At 71.4% G+C, this 15,438-nt stretch carries 10 protein-coding genes; 5 read left to right on the forward strand and 5 right to left on the reverse strand.

The annotated features are described in order from the left end of the window. Positions 1-86 precede the first annotated feature (86 nt). The 3 genes from AB0J72_RS41865 to AB0J72_RS41875 all read left to right on the forward strand — a co-directional run bounded on the left by AB0J72_RS41865 (position 87) and on the right by AB0J72_RS41875 (position 4,527). A complete protein-coding gene (locus AB0J72_RS41865) occupies positions 87-1,463 on the forward strand; it encodes a hypothetical protein (RefSeq protein WP_363409869.1) in 1,377 nt (458 codons plus the stop codon). A gap of 195 nt (positions 1,464-1,658) precedes the next feature. Continuing rightward, positions 1,659-3,506 carry a 2-oxoacid:acceptor oxidoreductase subunit alpha gene (locus AB0J72_RS41870; protein WP_363409872.1) on the forward strand — a complete coding sequence of 616 codons (1,848 nt, stop codon included), beginning with the start codon at positions 1,659-1,661 and terminating at the stop codon, positions 3,504-3,506. Then, a complete protein-coding gene (locus tag AB0J72_RS41875; protein WP_363409875.1) occupies positions 3,499-4,527 on the forward strand; it encodes a 2-oxoacid:ferredoxin oxidoreductase subunit beta in 1,029 nt (342 codons plus the stop codon). The genes AB0J72_RS41870 and AB0J72_RS41875 overlap by 8 nt, the downstream gene beginning before the upstream one ends. Positions 4,528-4,699: 172 nt before the next feature. Here the strand turns inward: AB0J72_RS41875 and AB0J72_RS41880 are convergent, their stop codons facing one another. Continuing rightward, positions 4,700-7,396, reverse strand: coding sequence for an adenylate/guanylate cyclase domain-containing protein (locus AB0J72_RS41880; RefSeq protein ID WP_363409878.1), 2,697 nt, complete (start codon positions 7,394-7,396; stop codon positions 4,700-4,702). A 269-nt stretch (positions 7,397-7,665) separates the two neighbouring features. Continuing rightward, positions 7,666-7,878 (reverse strand): zinc ribbon domain-containing protein, encoded by a 213-nt coding sequence (locus AB0J72_RS41885; RefSeq protein WP_344512094.1) that lies wholly within the window; start codon positions 7,876-7,878, stop codon positions 7,666-7,668. Between the two features lie 247 nt (positions 7,879-8,125). Between AB0J72_RS41885 and AB0J72_RS41890 the strand changes: the two genes are divergently transcribed. Together AB0J72_RS41890 and AB0J72_RS41895 are read left to right on the forward strand one after the other, a co-directional pair. Next, entirely contained in the window at positions 8,126-9,097 is a 972-nt protein-coding gene (locus AB0J72_RS41890) for a lytic murein transglycosylase (RefSeq protein WP_363409881.1), read from the forward strand. A 78-nt stretch (positions 9,098-9,175) separates the two neighbouring features. Beyond that, positions 9,176-10,171 carry a GNAT family N-acetyltransferase gene (locus AB0J72_RS41895; RefSeq protein WP_363409899.1) on the forward strand — a complete coding sequence of 332 codons (996 nt, stop codon included), beginning with the start codon at positions 9,176-9,178 and terminating at the stop codon, positions 10,169-10,171. A gap of 18 nt (positions 10,172-10,189) precedes the next feature. On the opposite strand, the gene AB0J72_RS41900 is transcribed toward AB0J72_RS41895, so the two are convergent. The 3 genes from AB0J72_RS41900 to AB0J72_RS41910 all read right to left on the reverse strand — a co-directional run. After that, positions 10,190-11,095, reverse strand: coding sequence for a DUF3152 domain-containing protein (locus tag AB0J72_RS41900; RefSeq protein WP_363409884.1), 906 nt, complete (start codon positions 11,093-11,095; stop codon positions 10,190-10,192). Positions 11,096-11,172: 77 nt separating this feature from the next. Beyond that, on the reverse strand, positions 11,173-13,278 hold the full coding sequence (locus tag AB0J72_RS41905) for a ThuA domain-containing protein (RefSeq protein WP_363409887.1): 2,106 nt from the start codon (positions 13,276-13,278) through the stop codon (positions 11,173-11,175). A gap of 60 nt (positions 13,279-13,338) precedes the next feature. After that, on the reverse strand, positions 13,339-15,438 hold a 2,100-nt coding region (locus AB0J72_RS41910), incomplete at its 5' end, for a carbohydrate-binding protein (protein ID WP_363409890.1).

A 15,438-nucleotide genomic window follows, 5' to 3' on the forward strand; every position in this document is an offset into this window, starting at 1 on the left:
CCAGAACTTGTCTAGATAATGGGGCTTCCTTGCCGTAGGGCAATCAAGCAGCAAGCGGACCGCCGCCAGGATACGAGGACGCCCCCATGGAAGCACCCGCGCGCCGCCGCGCCCGGCTTCGTGCTGCCTTCGTCGCGCTGAGCACCTCCTGCGCGTTGCTCTTCACGCTCACCCCGGCCGCGTACGCGGAACCGGACCCGGAGGAGTCGACCACGGCGCCGACGGAACCGCCGGTCACCACCGAGCCGCCACCGCCGGCCTCGCCGACCGAGAAGCCGACGACGCAGCCCCCGGCGCCGCGCCCGACGACCAAGGCACCGCCGCCGCCGGCGCAGAAGGTGCGCAAGTTCACGGTGTCGGTGAGCGACGTGGTCCTCGGCGACGCGTACTGGCAGGGCAACGGCTCCTCGAAGCTGGTCGTCTCGGTCCAGAACCTCGGCGAGACCCCGGAGACCATCACCGGCTTCTACACCTTCCCCAGCGGGACCCGGGCGACCGGCGGCTACGGCATCGACGGCTGCCGGACCAGCAACGGCACCCTGAGCTTCTCCTGCCCGCTCGCGCCGGGGAAGATCGGCCGGGTCGTGGTCGATGTCGACGTCGCGCCGGACGCCTGGCGGCTGTCCGGGTCCGGCAACGTCACGGCCGTGATGGAGAACTTCCCGGAGAAGGTGCGGAACTTCTCGATCACGTTCAGCACGAAGCCCCCGGTGCCCGGCATCGAGCTGACGGCCGACCCGGTGACCCTCCCGGCGCAGGCGACACCGCGCACCGAGACCGCCACGCTCCAGGTCAAGCTCCGCAACACCGGCTCGGCGAAGGCCGCCGGCGCGGTCGAGGTGGTCACCCCGCCCGGCGTCGACGTGGTGTCGTTCCCGAGCGTCTGCCGGGCACAGCGGAAGCTGTCGCCCGAGCGGTCGCGCTGCGAGCTGGGCGATGTCGCCGCCGGCGCGGAGGTGCCGGCCGGTTTCGTGCTGGCGATCAGCACCTCCGCCCGGGCCGAGGTGCCGCTGACGGGCGCGGTGCACGGCTTCCTGGCGCCGATCGGCCTGGATCCGGTGGAGACCCGCACCGACTACAAGATCACCGGTCCGCCGCTCGCCGGTGAGCTGGAGCTCCCCACCGACGCGCCGGCGTCGCCGGTGGCCGTGACCAGCAGCCAGCTGTCGAGCCTGCCGTTCATCGTCGGGATCATCGGGCTGGTCGCGCTGGTGGGGTTCCTGGTCGTGTTCTCGCTGCGGCGACGCCTGCGGGACGAGTCCGCGACCCCGGACGGGCCCGGCATGCGAGACGATTCCGGTGCACGGGACGACGCGTCCCAGAGGTTGGTACCGGAGTCGCGCAGAAGTGACGAAGATCTACCGCCGCTGCCCCAGCGCACGCCAATTCCCAGGTCGTTGACGCTGCCGCGGCTGCCGAAGGGCCCCGTCGCGGGCTCCGGCTTCCGGCAGCCGGAGGAATAAGCGCAGAATAGTGGTGTTTGCGCGGTTCGACGTCAGCCGCACAAATCCGGGATCCGACGCACAGCGGCACCTGCGAAGGCGGCAGGCGCGGACCTTCGACGTACCCTCTGAGTGTCAGAAGGATCGGGCCGGCTCGACGATGTCGTCGCACCACCGCATCCCCGCTCCGCCGGCTTAAACAGGAGGTCAGCTCACGTGACCAAGCAGGTCCGCCAGCTGGATCGAGTGGTCATCAGGTTCGCTGGCGACTCCGGCGACGGCATGCAGCTCACCGGTGACCGTTTCACCTCGGAAACCGCGCAGCTCGGCAACGACATCTCGACCTTGCCCAACTTCCCCGCGGAGATCCGCGCGCCCGCCGGCACCCTGCCGGGCGTGTCGAGCTTCCAGGTCCACTTCGCCGACTTCGACATCCTGACGCCGGGCGACGCACCCAACGTCCTGGTGGCGATGAACCCGGCGGCGCTGAAGGCCAACCTCGCCGACCTGCCCAAGGGCGCCTCGATCATCGTCAACACCGACGAGTTCACGAAGCGCAACCTGGCGAAGGTCGGCTACGCCAGCAACCCGCTCGAGGACGGCTCGCTCGAGGGCTGGGCCGTCGCGCCGGTCGGGCTGACGTCGATGACCGTGAAGGCGCTGGAGTCGCACGGCGTGTCCAAGAAGGACGCCGAGCGGGCCAAGAACATGTTCGCCCTCGGCCTGCTGTCGTGGATGTACTCCCGCCCGCACGAGTCGACGCTGCGCTTCCTGGAGCGCAAGTTCGCCGCCCGGCCGGAGCTCGTCGCCGCCAACATCGCCGCCTTCAACGCGGGATGGAACTTCGGCGAGACGACCGAGGCGTTCGCGGTCCGCTACGAGGTCAAGCCCGCCAAGATGACCGCAGGCAACTACCGCAACATCACCGGCAACGCCGCGCTCGCTCTCGGTGTCGTCGCCGCAGGTGTACGGGCGGAGCTGCCCGTCTTCCTGGGCGCGTACCCGATCACGCCCGCGTCGGACATCCTGCACGAGCTGAGCAAGCACAAGAAGTTCGGCGTGACGACGGTCCAGGCCGAGGACGAGATCGCCGCGATCGGCGTGGCCCTCGGCGCGTCCTACGGCGGCGCGCTGGGCGTGACGACCACGTCGGGCCCGGGTGTCGCCCTCAAGGGCGAGACCATCTCCCTCGCGGTGGCCCTGGAGCTGCCGCTGCTCGTCATCGACGTGCAGCGGGCCGGCCCGTCCACCGGCCTGCCGACCAAGACCGAGCAGGCCGACCTCAACATGGCGCTGTTCGGCCGGCACGGCGAGGCCCCGGTGGCGGTCATCGCGCCGCGCTCCCCCGCCGACTGCTTCAACGCCGCGATCGAGGCGGCCCGGATCGCGCTGACCTACCGCACCCCGGTGATCCTGCTCTCCGACGGGTACATCGCCAACGGCTCCGAGCCGTGGCGGCTGCCGGAGGTCGCGGACCTGCCGGACCTGCGGACCGAGTTCGCGACCGAGCCCAACAGCGAGGACGGCACGACGTTCCTGCCGTACCTGCGCGACCCGGTGACCCTCGCCCGCCCGTGGGCGGTCCCCGGCACGCCCGGCCTGGAGCACCGCATCGGCGGCCTGGAGAAGGCCGACAAGACCGGCGACATCTCGTACGACCCGGCCAACCACGACTTCATGGTGCGCACCCGCGCCGCGCGGATCGAGGGCATCGAGGTGCCCGACGTCGAGGTCGAGGACCCCGACGGCACCGCCCGCGTGCTGGTGCTCGGCTGGGGCTCCACCTACGGCCCGATCGGCGCCGCCGCGCGGGCCCTGCGCCAGCGCGGGCTGCCGATCGCGCAGGCGCACCTGCGGCACCTGTCGCCGATGCCGAAGAACCTCGGCGCGGTGCTCGCGGGCTACGACAAGGTCGTCATCCCCGAGATGAACCTCGGCCAGCTGGCCGGCGTCATCCGTTCGAAGTTCCTGATCGACGCGATCGCGTACAACCAGGTCCGCGGCCTGCCCTTCACCGCCGCGGAGCTGGAGTCCGTGCTGGAGGAAGTGGTCAAGAATGCCTGAGGCACTCAAGCTGACGACGAAGGACTTCAAGTCCGACCAGGAGGTGCGCTGGTGCCCCGGCTGCGGGGACTACGCGATCCTGGCCGCGGTCCAGTCGTTCATGCCGGAGCTCGGCATCCCGCGCGAGCAGATCGTGTTCGTCTCCGGCATCGGCTGCTCGTCGCGGTTCCCGTACTACATGAACACCTACGGCATGCACTCGATCCACGGCCGCGCGCCGGCGATCGCGAGCGGCCTGTCGGTGTCCCGCCCCGACCTGTCGGTGTGGGTGGTGACCGGCGACGGTGACGCGCTGTCGATCGGCGGCAACCACCTGATCCACGCGCTGCGCCGCAACGTCAACCTGAAGATCCTGCTGTTCAACAACAAGATCTACGGCCTGACGAAGGGGCAGTACTCGCCCACGTCGGAGATCGGCAAGATCACGAAGTCGACGCCGGCGGGCTCGGCGGACTCGCCGTTCAACCCGATCTCCCTGGCCCTGGGCGCGGAGGCGAGCTTCGTCGCCCGCACCATCGACTCCGACCGCAAGCACCTGCAGTCGGTGCTGCGGGCCGCGGCCGATCACCGCGGGTCGGCGTTCGTGGAGATCTACCAGAACTGCAACATCTTCAACGACGGCGCGTTCGACGCGCTGAAGGAGCCCGCCACCCGGGACGACTTCACGATCCGCCTGGAGCACGGCCAGCCGATCACGTTCGGCAAGGACGGCGAGTGGGCGGTGACGCACCCGCCGGGCGGCTTCGGCCTGTCCGTGGTGCCGACGGCGTCGGCGGCGCCGGAGGAGATCGTCGTGCACGACGAGTCGGTCGCCGAGCCGGCGTACGCGTTCGCGCTGTCCCGGCTGCCGGGCCTCGACCTGCGCAACACGCCGATCGGGGTGTTCCGCAAGGTGGAGCGGCCCGCCTACGACGACCTGGTCCGCGACCAGCTCACCGCGGCGAAGGCCAAGGCGAAGGGCACCCCCGAGGAGGAGCTCGGCGCCCTGCTCAACAGCGGCGACACCTGGACCATCCTGTAGACCATCCTGTAGACCATCCTGTTGGACCGTCCTGTAGGCAACCTGTACGGGAGCCGATGCGTCTGAAGAGGTAGCGCACCGACACGTCGGTGAGCCCTCCCTGAGGTGGGGTGGCAGTGCAACGGGGTAACCCCCCGGCGGGCTGTCACCCCATCTGGCTGTCCGGCTCTGGTTACTCGGCGGCGGAGAAGCGGATCGAGCCGGCCACCAGGTCCGGGTGCTCGATCGTCAGGGCCAGGGCCACCGACTCCTCCAGGCCCAGCGCGCCACCGGCGGCGTAGGCCTCGTCGAAGTCCGCGTCACCCATCGCGGTGCGCAGCGCGGCCTGCTGCTCCGTCCAGTACGCGCCGAACCCGCCGGCGGAGCAGCGCAGCCGCACCCTGGCCGCCTGGGCGGCGCCGAAGAGCCGCGCCGCGGTGCCGGCCTCGCCGGCGAGGGAGCAGCGCACCGCGATCGCCATCAGCGCCTCGCACACCCGCAGGTGGAAGCCGAAGCTCATCCGCGACCGCAGCGCCACGATCAGGTGGTCGTGCGCCGCGACCAGGTCGCCGCGGGACAGCGCGACCATGCCGAGCAGCATGTCGACGGTGCGCCGGCCGCGCTCCGTCGGGCGGGAGTTCTCCAGCGTGCGGGCGGACGCCAGCAGGTCGGCGGCCTCGTCGAGCGCGCCGCGGCGCCACAGCAGCTGCGCGAGGGCGTAGACGGCGAAGAGCGTCTCCCCGGCGACGCCCTGCTCCTCGGCGAGGGCGATCACCTCCCGGCAGCCGCGCTCGGCCTCGTCGAAGCGGCCCATGTCCAGCAGCGGCGCGCCCCGCCCGGCGAGCACCCGCGCGAGCAGCCCGGGGTCGCCGGCCCGGCGCGCCGCGGCCTCGGCCCGCTGCGAGAAGCGCAGCTCCTCGACCGTCTCACCGTCGGCACCCGCGTGCAGGGAGTGCATGTGGTAGGCCGCCGCGAGCTCCGCGTCGGGGACGGGCTCACCGGTCGCGCTGATCCGCTCGTACAGGCGGAACAGCCACATGCGACCCTCACGGACCAGGCCGCGCTCCCGCCACCACTGGTCGAGCGCGCCGGCGACGGCGAGGCCCTGCCGGGCGCTGCCGCGGGTCACGGTCCAGTGCAGGGCCGCCCGCAGCTCGTCGGCGAGCGGGTCGAGGGTGTAGAGCGACAGCGTGACGGGCCGGCCCTCGGCGTCGACGTGGGCGTCGTGCGCGGCCTGCAGGCACCAGGCGACGTGCCGCTCCCGGGCCGGCTCCTCCTCGCCGGCCTCGACGAGGCGGCGGGCGGCGTAGGCGCGGATCGGGTCGAGCATGCGGTAGGTCGCGTTCGTCGCGCCGGCCTCCGCCTGCAGCAGGGACTTGTCGACGAGGGTCGCGAGCGGGTCGAGGGGGTCGCCGTCGTGCAGCCACTCGATCGCGGGCAGGTCGACGGGGCTGGCGAAGACCGACAGCCGGCGCAGCAGCCGGGCGGCGCGGTCGTCGAGCGTCCGGTAGGACCAGTCCACGGCGGCCTGCATCGTGCGGTGCCGGTTGCCGGGGACGTCGGCGTCGGACGGGGCGCCGCGGCCGGCGTCCAGGGTGCCGAGGACGTCGTCGATGCGGGCGGCGAGCTGCGCGGCGGACAGCAGCCGCAGCCGCGCCGCGGCGAGCTCCAGCGCGAGCGGCAGCCCTTCCAGGGCCTCGGCGACCCGGGTGAGCTGGGCGATGTCGCCGGGCTCGGCGGGCCGGCCGCCCCGCGCGGCGGAGGCCCGGTCGACCAGCAGCGCGACGGCGTCGCTGAACCCGCCGCCGCTGGCCGCCTCGACCGACAGCGGCGGGATCCGCCAGACCACCTCGCCGGCGAGGCCGAGCGGCTCGCGGCTGGTCGCCAGGACGGTGACCTCCGGTCCGGTGGACAGCAGCCGCGACACGAGCCGGCGGGCCGCGGGCAGCTGCGCGTCGGACGTGTCGAGCAGGAACAGCATCCGCCGGTCGCGGACGTGGTCGGCGAGGGTCTGGATGACGGGCCGGCCCGGCTCGGGGCGCAGCCCGGCGGCGGCCGCGACGGCGACGTCGACGAGGTCGCTGGTCGGGACGGCGCTGAGGTCGGCGAACCAGACCCCGTCGCGGAACTGCTCGACGAGCTCACCGGCGGCCTCGACGGCGAGGCGGGTCTTGCCCGCGCCGCCGGCGCCGACGACGGTGACGATGCGATGGGAGCCGACGAGGTCGCGCACGGCGGCGCGTTCGGCGGCGCGGCCGATGAACCGGGTCGTCTGCACCGGCAGGTTGTGGGCGGGCGCGTCGATGGTGCGCGGCCGGGGGAACTGGCGGTCCAGGCCCGGGGCGACCAGCTGGAAGATCCGCTCGCAGCCGTCGAAGCCGCGCAGCCGGTGCAGGCCCAGGTCGAGCAGGTAGGCGTCGTCGCCGAGGGCGCCGTCGAGTCCGCCGACGCGGCCGGCGGTGGCCGCGGAGCACAGGACCTGCCCGCCGTGGGCGGCGGCGGCGACGCGGGCAGCGCGGTGCACCTCGGGCGACGTGTACTCCCCGCCGTAGGGCTCGGCGAACCCGGTGTGCAGGCCCATGCGGACCCTCGGCCGGGCGTCGGACCCGTCGGGCGCGGCCGGCCAGTCGTGGGCGGCGAGCTCGCGCTGCGCCTCGATGCAGGCGGTGAGCGCGGCGGCGGCGTCGGCGAACGCGACGAAGAGCGAGTCACCCTCGGTGAAGAGTTCAACACCTTCCGCTTTGGACAGTGCGCGACGGATCACCTGCCGGTGCTCCTGGAGCACCGGCCGGTATCCCGCGCCGAGCATCTGGGCAAGTCGAGTCGAGCCCTCGATGTCGGTGAACAGGAATGTCACCAGCCCGCTGGGCAGATGCGTCCGCGCCGACACGTGAAACCCCCGCCTCCCTTTTCAGGCGTGACCCATGTTTCCCCACCCCTGGGTCACGCGCATCGTAGAAACGGTCCCCAACCGGTCGTCCTCAAGGTCGGACAGACGTTGGTCTGCACTCTTCCAAGCAGGTCAGCAAGCATACGGGGGTGAAGCTCGAGTGGGTTTCGCGTGACGTAACGACAACGTGACCGGCCGAGTTGTGGCACGCTGGGCCACAACATCAAAGCCGTCCGGCGGTTATTGCGAAACCGGCCCGTAACAATGCATCAACAACCGCACGAGCCGCCGCAACATCCACCACCGGAAGGACGCTGCGAGATGCCCGCGGCGTTGACGCCATTGACGGCGACCGTCGACAGCAACTTCACCGTGTCGTCGTGGCCCGCCGGACACGCGGCGTTCGCATTGGCTTCAGCCATCGGCCGCTGGACTTCGAACGTGTCGCCGCAGGCCCTGCACCGGTACTCGTAACGAGGCATCCCCACAGGTTAGGCGACGGTGACACGTGCGCGGCAAGTACGGAATACTCGACGGGTGGCACAGAACCGCGGTCCCCGGTCCGACGAGCAACAACCCACCACAGTGGACACACTCTCGGTGACCGCGATCCGCTCACCCGCGCCGGATGAAGACCCCATTCCGGGAGATCTGCCGCCGAAGCGCGGCAAAAGAGCGGCGAAAAACGACAAATCCACCACCGACAATGCCGAGGCCGCGTCACCGAGCGTGCCGTCGCAGCGCCACGTCCCGAAGCACGCCGCGAAGGAGCCCGGCGACCCGGCGCCCACGACACCGGCACCCACGGCACCGGCGCCGGCGACCACCGGGAAGCCGGACGCGCCCGCCGACGTCCTGCAGAGCCGGCCGGCCCGCTTCGAGGGGCTGCGGGTGTGGCTGCGCCGGCCCGGCGGCCGGATGCTCGTCGCCGGCCTCGCGCTCGCCCTGGTGCTCGGCGCCGCCTACGCGTCCGGCAAGTACCTCGTCCCGGCCGTGTCCGAGCCGCAGGCCGGCGGCTCCGCCCCGCCGCCGCCGACCGCGACCCCGGGCGGGATCGAGACCGGCGACGCGCCCGTGCCGCAGGCACCGCCGACGACGTTCAGCCCGCCCGCCGGCACGAAGGAGCGCCCGTCGGACGTCCTGGCCGCGTGGGCCGGCCCGCGCGCGGTGAAGCTCAACATCCCGCCGGTGTCGCTGCAGGCGTACGGGTACGCGGAGCTGATCACCGCCCGCACCACGCCGGGCTGCAAGCTGACCTGGACCACGCTCGCCGGCATCGCGAAGATCGAGTCGGACCACGGCCGGACGGGCGGCGCGCTGGTGCAGGACGACGGCAAGTCGCTGCCGGCGATCATCGGCCCGCCGCTGGACGGGCAGAGCAACCGGCAGGCGATCAAGGACACCGACGGCGGCGCGATCGACACCGACAAGACCTGGGACCGGGCGGTCGGGCCGATGCAGTTCCTGCCGAGCACCTGGAAGCAGTACGGGATCGACGCCGACGCCGACGGGGTGACCGACGTCAACGACATCGACGACGCGGCCCTGACCGCGGCCGCGTACCTGTGCGCCGGCGGCCGCGACCTGTCCACGGTGGAGGGTTGGAACGCCGCCATCCGCTCGTACAACATCCCCGACGAGTACCGCACGGCGGTCTTCAACGCGACGAACGACTACGGCCGCCGGGACCGCACGGCGTAGATTCGCGTACATGAAAGGCCACGCTCTGCGGCGCGGTACTTCCGCTGAGCCACAAAGGTAGGCAAGCTTGACTCCGTGATGGTGCGCGAGTGGGACCCGGGGACCGCGACCGCGGCTGAGATCGAGGCGGTGCTGCGGTCCCTCAACGAGATCGTGGCGTTCGACGTGCCCGAGGATCCGCCGTGGCGCGACGTCAAGTTCCGGGAGTATCTCGCGGTCACGATGCCGGGCGAGCGGCGCACGTCGTGGCTGGCCGTCGACGGGTCCGGTGACGTGCTCGGCCACGCGAGCCTGCTCGCGCTGGAGGAGATCGGCGTGCTGGAGCTGTCGGTGCGCCCCGCGGCCCGCCGCGGGCACGTCGGCACGGCGCTGCTGGCCGCGGTGGCCCGCCGGGCCGCCGAGGAGGGCTTCGAGTCCGTCGGCGTCGAGGTGATCGGCGGCACCCCGAGCGTCAAGTTCTTCGAGTCGTTCGGCTTCGAGTGCGCGTTCATCGAGCAGCGCAACCTGCTGGACCTGGGCGGGGTCGACTGGCTGCGGCTGGGCGAGATGGCGGCCGGCATCGGCGCGGGCTACCGGGTCGAGTACCACCCGGGCGGCCCGCCGGAGCAGCACTACGCGGCCTACGCGGCGGCGAAGGAGGCGGCGCGGGCGTCCGTCGTGGCGGACCTGGAGCTGCGACCCAGCTCCTACGACGCGGAGCGGCTGCGGGCGAGCCTGGGGACGCTGCACGCGCGCGGCCTCAAGCCGTACATCGTCCTCGCGGTGCACGAGGCGTCCGACACGATCGCGGGGCTCACCGAGGTCGTCGTCCCGGCGCAGCGGCCGACCCGCGCCGACCAGTACGACACCATCGAGGTGCCGACGCACCGCGGCTACGGCATCAGCCGGGCGATCAAGGCGCGGATGCTCTTCGAGCTGCGGGCCGCCGAGCCGCACCTGCTGGACGTGCAGACGTGGAACGCGACGGAGAACGAGCCGCTGCTGAAGGTCAACGCCGAGCTGGGCTTCAAGCCGGACCGCGAGTGGCGCGAGTACGACGCCGACGTCATCGACCTGCTCCGCCGGCTGAAGTAGCCGGACCTCGGCGTCGGATCAGCTGGGTGCCCAGGGGCCTTGGACGAAGGTCCCTTCCTTGGTGAACGGGAACGAGTTGTACTGGCACCCGTTCAGCGCGATCGTCTGCGTCTGCATGATCGGCGCCGGCCCGGAGCCCGGGCACTTCATGTGGTCGAAGCCCAGGAAGTGGCCCATCTCGTGGTTCACGGTGTTGGCGTGGAAGTCCACGCTCGGCGCCCCGTCGATGCCCTTCAGCCAGCGGCGCAGGTTGAGCAGGATGGTCTGCCCGTAGCGGCACGAGTAGATGCCCTGGGTGTCGACGCCCACGGCCTTGCACAGCTTGTCGACGGTGCCGGGGGTGGCCAGCCGCAGCCGCACGCTGTAGTCCTCGCCGCTGACCCGCTGGAAGGACCAGCTGGCGTCGGCGAGCTTGTTGGACGGGTAGGTCACCGGGTGCTCGGCCGACGCGGTCCAGCCGAGCTCCGCGCCGAGGGCCCGCTCGACCTCGGCGGCGGTCTTCTCGGCCGTCCAGACCGGGTTGGCGCCCCACTGGATGCCGTTCTCGACCTCGACGCGGTACTTCACCAGCGTCGCGCCGGTGCCGACGATCGCGGTGCCGCCGCCCGCGACGGCGAACGTGCCGGCGGCGGTCGCCGGGACGCCGTCGCCGGCCGGCGGGGGCGGCTTCGCGCCGCCGGTGTCGCCGCCGGCGTTGACCTGCTTCTTGAGCGTGGAGGACGGCTTCGGGGCCGGCTTCTTGCTGGGTGACGGCTTGGCCGACGGTGACGCCGACGGCGACGCCGGCTCGACCACGGCGACGGCCGGCGCCTCGCTCGGCGGCGGCGGCGCGGCCGTGTCCGTCGTGTCGGACTTGTCGCCGCAACCTGCCAGCCCGGCCGAGACGATCAACGCCAGTGTGAGCCCCGCTCGTGTCCCCCGCACCCGGCCACCCTAACCCTCGCCGCCAAGCGGAAGGGGCCCCGGGCGCGTGCCCGGGGCCCCTTTGTGGAGCGGGTTCGTTACGGCAGGGTCCACTTCTGGTTCGCCGGCACCGGCGAGACGCAGGTCCACAGGTGCACGACGGTGCTGTCCGCGGAGTTGTTGCCGGACACGTCGAGGCACTTGCCGGACTGCGGGTTGCGCAGCGTGCCGTCGGCGTTCGGCGCCCAGTTCTGCGCGCCGGAGCCGTTGCACGTCCACAGCTGGATCTTCGTGCCGTCGGCGCTACCGCCACCGGACACGTCCAGGCACTTGCCGAGGGCCCGCAGGGTCTGGCCGTTGCGGGTCCAGGTCTGCGCGCCGGAGCCGTTGCAGGTGTAGATCTGGATCTGGGTGCCGTCGGCGGTGCCGCTGGAGCGGACGTCGAGGCACTTGCCGGCCAGGCCCTTGATCGGCCCGACCCCGGTCGGCGGCGTCGAGGTCTTCACGAACGTGATGTCGTCGACGTCGAAGAGGCCGGTGCCCGTGCCGGTGAACGTGAGGAAGATGTTCGCGTTGCCGGACGGGACGCCGGTCAGCGTGGTCGTCACGTTGGCGTAGGTGTCCCAGCTGCCGGTGTTCGGCACGTTGACGGTGCCGAGGATCGTCCCGGTCTGCGAGCCGTTGCGGATCTGGATCTGGCCGCCGGGCCCGCCGGACACGACCCGCGCCCGGAAGGACGTGGCGCCGCCGACGTTCACGTTGTTGTAGCCGGCCCAGTCACCCGGGTCGATGTAGCCGAGGGTCTGGCCGTTGTTGGCGCCGGCCTTGGTGAAGGCCTGCGCGCCGTTGACCGAGCTGAAGGACTCGGCCTGCACGGTCACGTCGGTCGACGGGTTCCCGCCGAGGTCCTTGATCCGGACGTTGCGGAACGAGGCCGTGTCACCGCTGCCGTGGTTCTGGATGCCGATGTACCCGTCGAGGTTGCGGGCCGGGTCGGTGTTGGTGAAGTCGTTGATCAGGCTGCCGTTGAGGTACACCCGGATCCGCTGCCCCTCGACGAGCAGCTCGTAGGTGTTCCATTCGCCGGCCGGGTTGAGCGCCGCGTCGCGGGCCGCGATGTCCGCGGACTTGAACGTGTAGATGGCGCCCGTGGTGCGGTCCGCGGCGTCGGTCGCGTCGATCTGGATCTCGTACCCCTGGTTGACGGCGACCCACGGGTCGGTGCCCGGGTTCGGGAAGCCGACGAAGATGCCGGAGTTGCTGTCGCCGGTGAGCCGCCAGTCCGCCTTCAGCGAGTACGACGTGTACTGCTTCGCGCTGTACCAGAACAGGCCCATGCCGCCGACGGAGGTCAGCGTCGCGTCGCTGTTGGTGAAGCTGCCGGGGCCGGCCTGCGACCAGCCGGTCGTGGCGCCGTTGTAGATCGCGGTGTAGCCGCTCTCGGGACGGCAGTCCGCCTTGGCGCGCTTGGCGGCGTACCGGATGCCGCCGAGGAGCTCGTTGCGGAAGTTGCCGTCGGAGTACGACTCCTGCGTGTGCCCGAAGCCGGTGTAGAACGACCGGCCGCTGTCGATCGTCTTGCACCAGGTGATCGGGTGGTCGGCGCCCATCGACCCACCGGAGTAGGACGACTCGTCCAGGGTCGCCAGGACGCGGGCGCTGCTGCGCGGGTTGGTCTGGTAGTTGTACAGCTCGTCCGTGCGGGTCCAGGTCTGCGGCAGGTGCGCCGTGGCCGGGTGGGCCCGGTTCTCGGTCTTCGAGTTGACCTGCTGGATCGCCGGGTGCGAGGCGAACCACGCGCCGACGAGGTTGCCGTAGAACGGCCAGCTGTACTCGGTGTCGGCGGCCGCGTGGACACCGACGTATCCCCCGCCGCCGCGCACGTACGACTCGAACGCCGTCTGCTGGGTGTCGTTGAGCACGTCACCGGTGGTGTTGAGGAAGACGACCGCCTCGTACTGCGCGAGGTTGCCGGTGGTGAACGCGTTGGCGTCCTCGGTGGCGGTCACGGTGAAGTTGTTGGCCGCGCCCAGCTGCTGGATCGCGGTGATGCCCGCCGGGATCGCGTCGTGGCGGAAGCCGGCGGTCTTGGAGAACACGAGCACGTCGTAGGGCGCGTCGGCGGCGACGGCCGGGCTGGCGGTGTACAGCGAGCATGCGGCGAGGGCGATGGCGGCGCCCGCTCCGGCGAGGATTCTGCGCACTGAATCTCCTTAGCAGGGAGGGAGGCGCCCGTGTGGCGGCACGGGCGCCCGATCACCTCGTTAGGGCAGGGTCCACTTCTGGTTGGCGGGTGCCGGACTGACGCAGGTCCACAGGTGCACGACGGTGCTGTCCGCGGAGTTGTTACCGGACACGTCGAGGCACTTGCCGGACTGCGGGTTGCGCAGCGTGCCGTCGGCGTTCGGCGCCCAGTTCTGCGCGCCGGACCCGTTGCACGTCCACAGCTGGATCTTCGTGCCGTCGGCGCTGCCGCCACCGGACACGTCCAGGCACTTCCCGAGGGACTGCAGCGTCTGACCGGACCTGGTCCAGGTCTGCGCGTTGGTGCCGTTGCAGGTGTACAGCTGAATCTGCGTGCCGTCGGCCGTGGCTGCGCTGCGCACGTCGAGACACTTGCCGGCGAGACCCTTGACCGGGCCGATGCCGCTGCTGCTGGTCGTGAAGGTGAAGCTGTCCACGTCGAACAGCGCGGCGGTGCCGGTGCCGGCGAACGTCACGAACAGCGACGTGGTGCCGGCCGGCGCGCCGGAGATCGGCGCGGTCACCGTCGTGAACGTCTCCCACGAGCCCGTCACCGGGATCGTCACGGAGCCGATGATCGGGCCCGTCGCCGAGCCCGTGCGGAACTGCACGGTGCCGCCGATGCCGCCGGACGACGCCCGGACGGAGACCGAGGTCGCGTTGTTCAGCTTGTACGGGTCGAACTGGATCCAGTCGCCGTTGTTGATGTCGCCGACCGTCTTGCCGCCCTCGGCCGTCGTCTTGCTGAACGTGTTGATGCCCGACGACGTCTTGAAGTGCTCCGCCTGCCGCTTGCGCGGCTGGAGGATGTTCTGCGCGTGGACGGTCAGCCCGCCCTTGTCGGTGTACTGCGCGTCGAAGATCGGGAAGATGTTCGCCGCGTCGTCGTGCTCACCGTCGACCGGGATGTTGATCGTGCCGGTGCAGCCGTTCTGCGAGGTGATCTGGTGGGCGTGCTGGTCGTGGCCGAGCACGTAGGTCATGGTGACCTTCGTGCAGTCGATCGCCCCGTCCTCGGGGTCGGTGACCGTGACGCTCCACGGCACGCTGTCGCCGAACGAGACCAGCTGGCCGCTCGCCGGGGCGTTGACGACGACCGTCGGCGCGGTGTTGCCGACGCTGATCAGCACGCTGGACGTGGCCGGGGCGTTCTGGTTGTCCCGCACCGTCAGCGTCGCGTTGTAGGTGCCGTTCGTGGTGTACGTGAACGACGGGTTCGCCGCGGTGGAGTCCTGCGTGCCGTTGCCGTCGAAGTCCCACGAGTACGTCAGCGGACCGCCCTCCGGGTCGCTGGACCCGGCGGAGGAGAACGTCACCGCGAGCGGCGCGGCGCCCGAGGTCTTGTTCGCGCTCGCGACTGCGGTCGGCGCGCGGTTGCCGCCGCCCACGTAGTCGTAGCGGTACAGGGCCGAGTTGGCGTCGCCGTTGAAGTAGCCGGTGCCGTAGTCCAGGACGTACAGCGCGCCGTCGGGGCCGAACTGCATGTCCATGACCTGCTTGCCGCCCCACGGGAACGTGTCGATCGCGCCGCGGGTGCCGTCGCTGTTGACGACGATCGGCTTGATCCAGCCACGCCCGAACTCACCGGCGAAGAACATGCCGTTGAAGCTGGCCGGGAACTTCGTCGCCGACGGGTTGGCCGCGTCGTAGCGGTACACGGGGCCGCCCATCGGCGACTCGGAGCCGCCGCCGAACTCCGCCGGGGTGCCGGAGTCGCCGCCGTACTTGATCCACGCCGGCCGCGCCGCGGGCAGGGTGCCCAGGCCGGTGTTGCGGAACGAGTTGTTCGTCGGCCCGCCGGCGCAGTTGTACTTGGCGCCACCGGTACCAGCGGCGAAGTCCCACTCGTTGTAGATCTCGGTGCTGGTGTTCGAGCCGGTGCAGTACGGCCAGCCGTAGTTGCCAGGCGACGTGATCCGGTTGAACTCGACCTGCCCGGACGGGCCGCGGTTGGCGTTGGTGGTGCCGGCGTCGGGGCCGTAGTCACCGACGTAGACGACGCCGGTGGCCTTGTCGACGCTCATGCGGAACGGGTTGCGGAAGCCCATCGCGTAGATCTCGGCCCGGGTGTTCGCCGTCCCCGGCGCGAACAGGTTCCCGGACGGGATGCTGTACGTGCC

The organism is Dactylosporangium sp. NPDC049742 (assembly GCF_040674675.1).
GTDB classification, from domain to species: domain Bacteria; phylum Actinomycetota; class Actinomycetes; order Mycobacteriales; family Micromonosporaceae; genus Dactylosporangium; species Dactylosporangium maewongense.

Bases quoted from the DNA above. Each gene is read 5' to 3' on its own strand.
- AB0J72_RS41875 (WP_363409875.1), top strand. From the start codon at position 3,499: ATGCCTGAGGCACTCAAGCTGACGACGAAGGACTTCAAGTCCGACCAG.
- AB0J72_RS41895 (WP_363409899.1), top strand. From the start codon at position 9,176: ATGGTGCGCGAGTGGGACCCGGGGACCGCGACCGCGGCTGAGATCGAG.
- AB0J72_RS41885 (WP_344512094.1), bottom strand. From the start codon at position 7,878: ATGCCTCGTTACGAGTACCGGTGCAGGGCCTGCGGCGACACGTTCGAA.
- AB0J72_RS41865 (WP_363409869.1), top strand. From the start codon at position 87: ATGGAAGCACCCGCGCGCCGCCGCGCCCGGCTTCGTGCTGCCTTCGTC.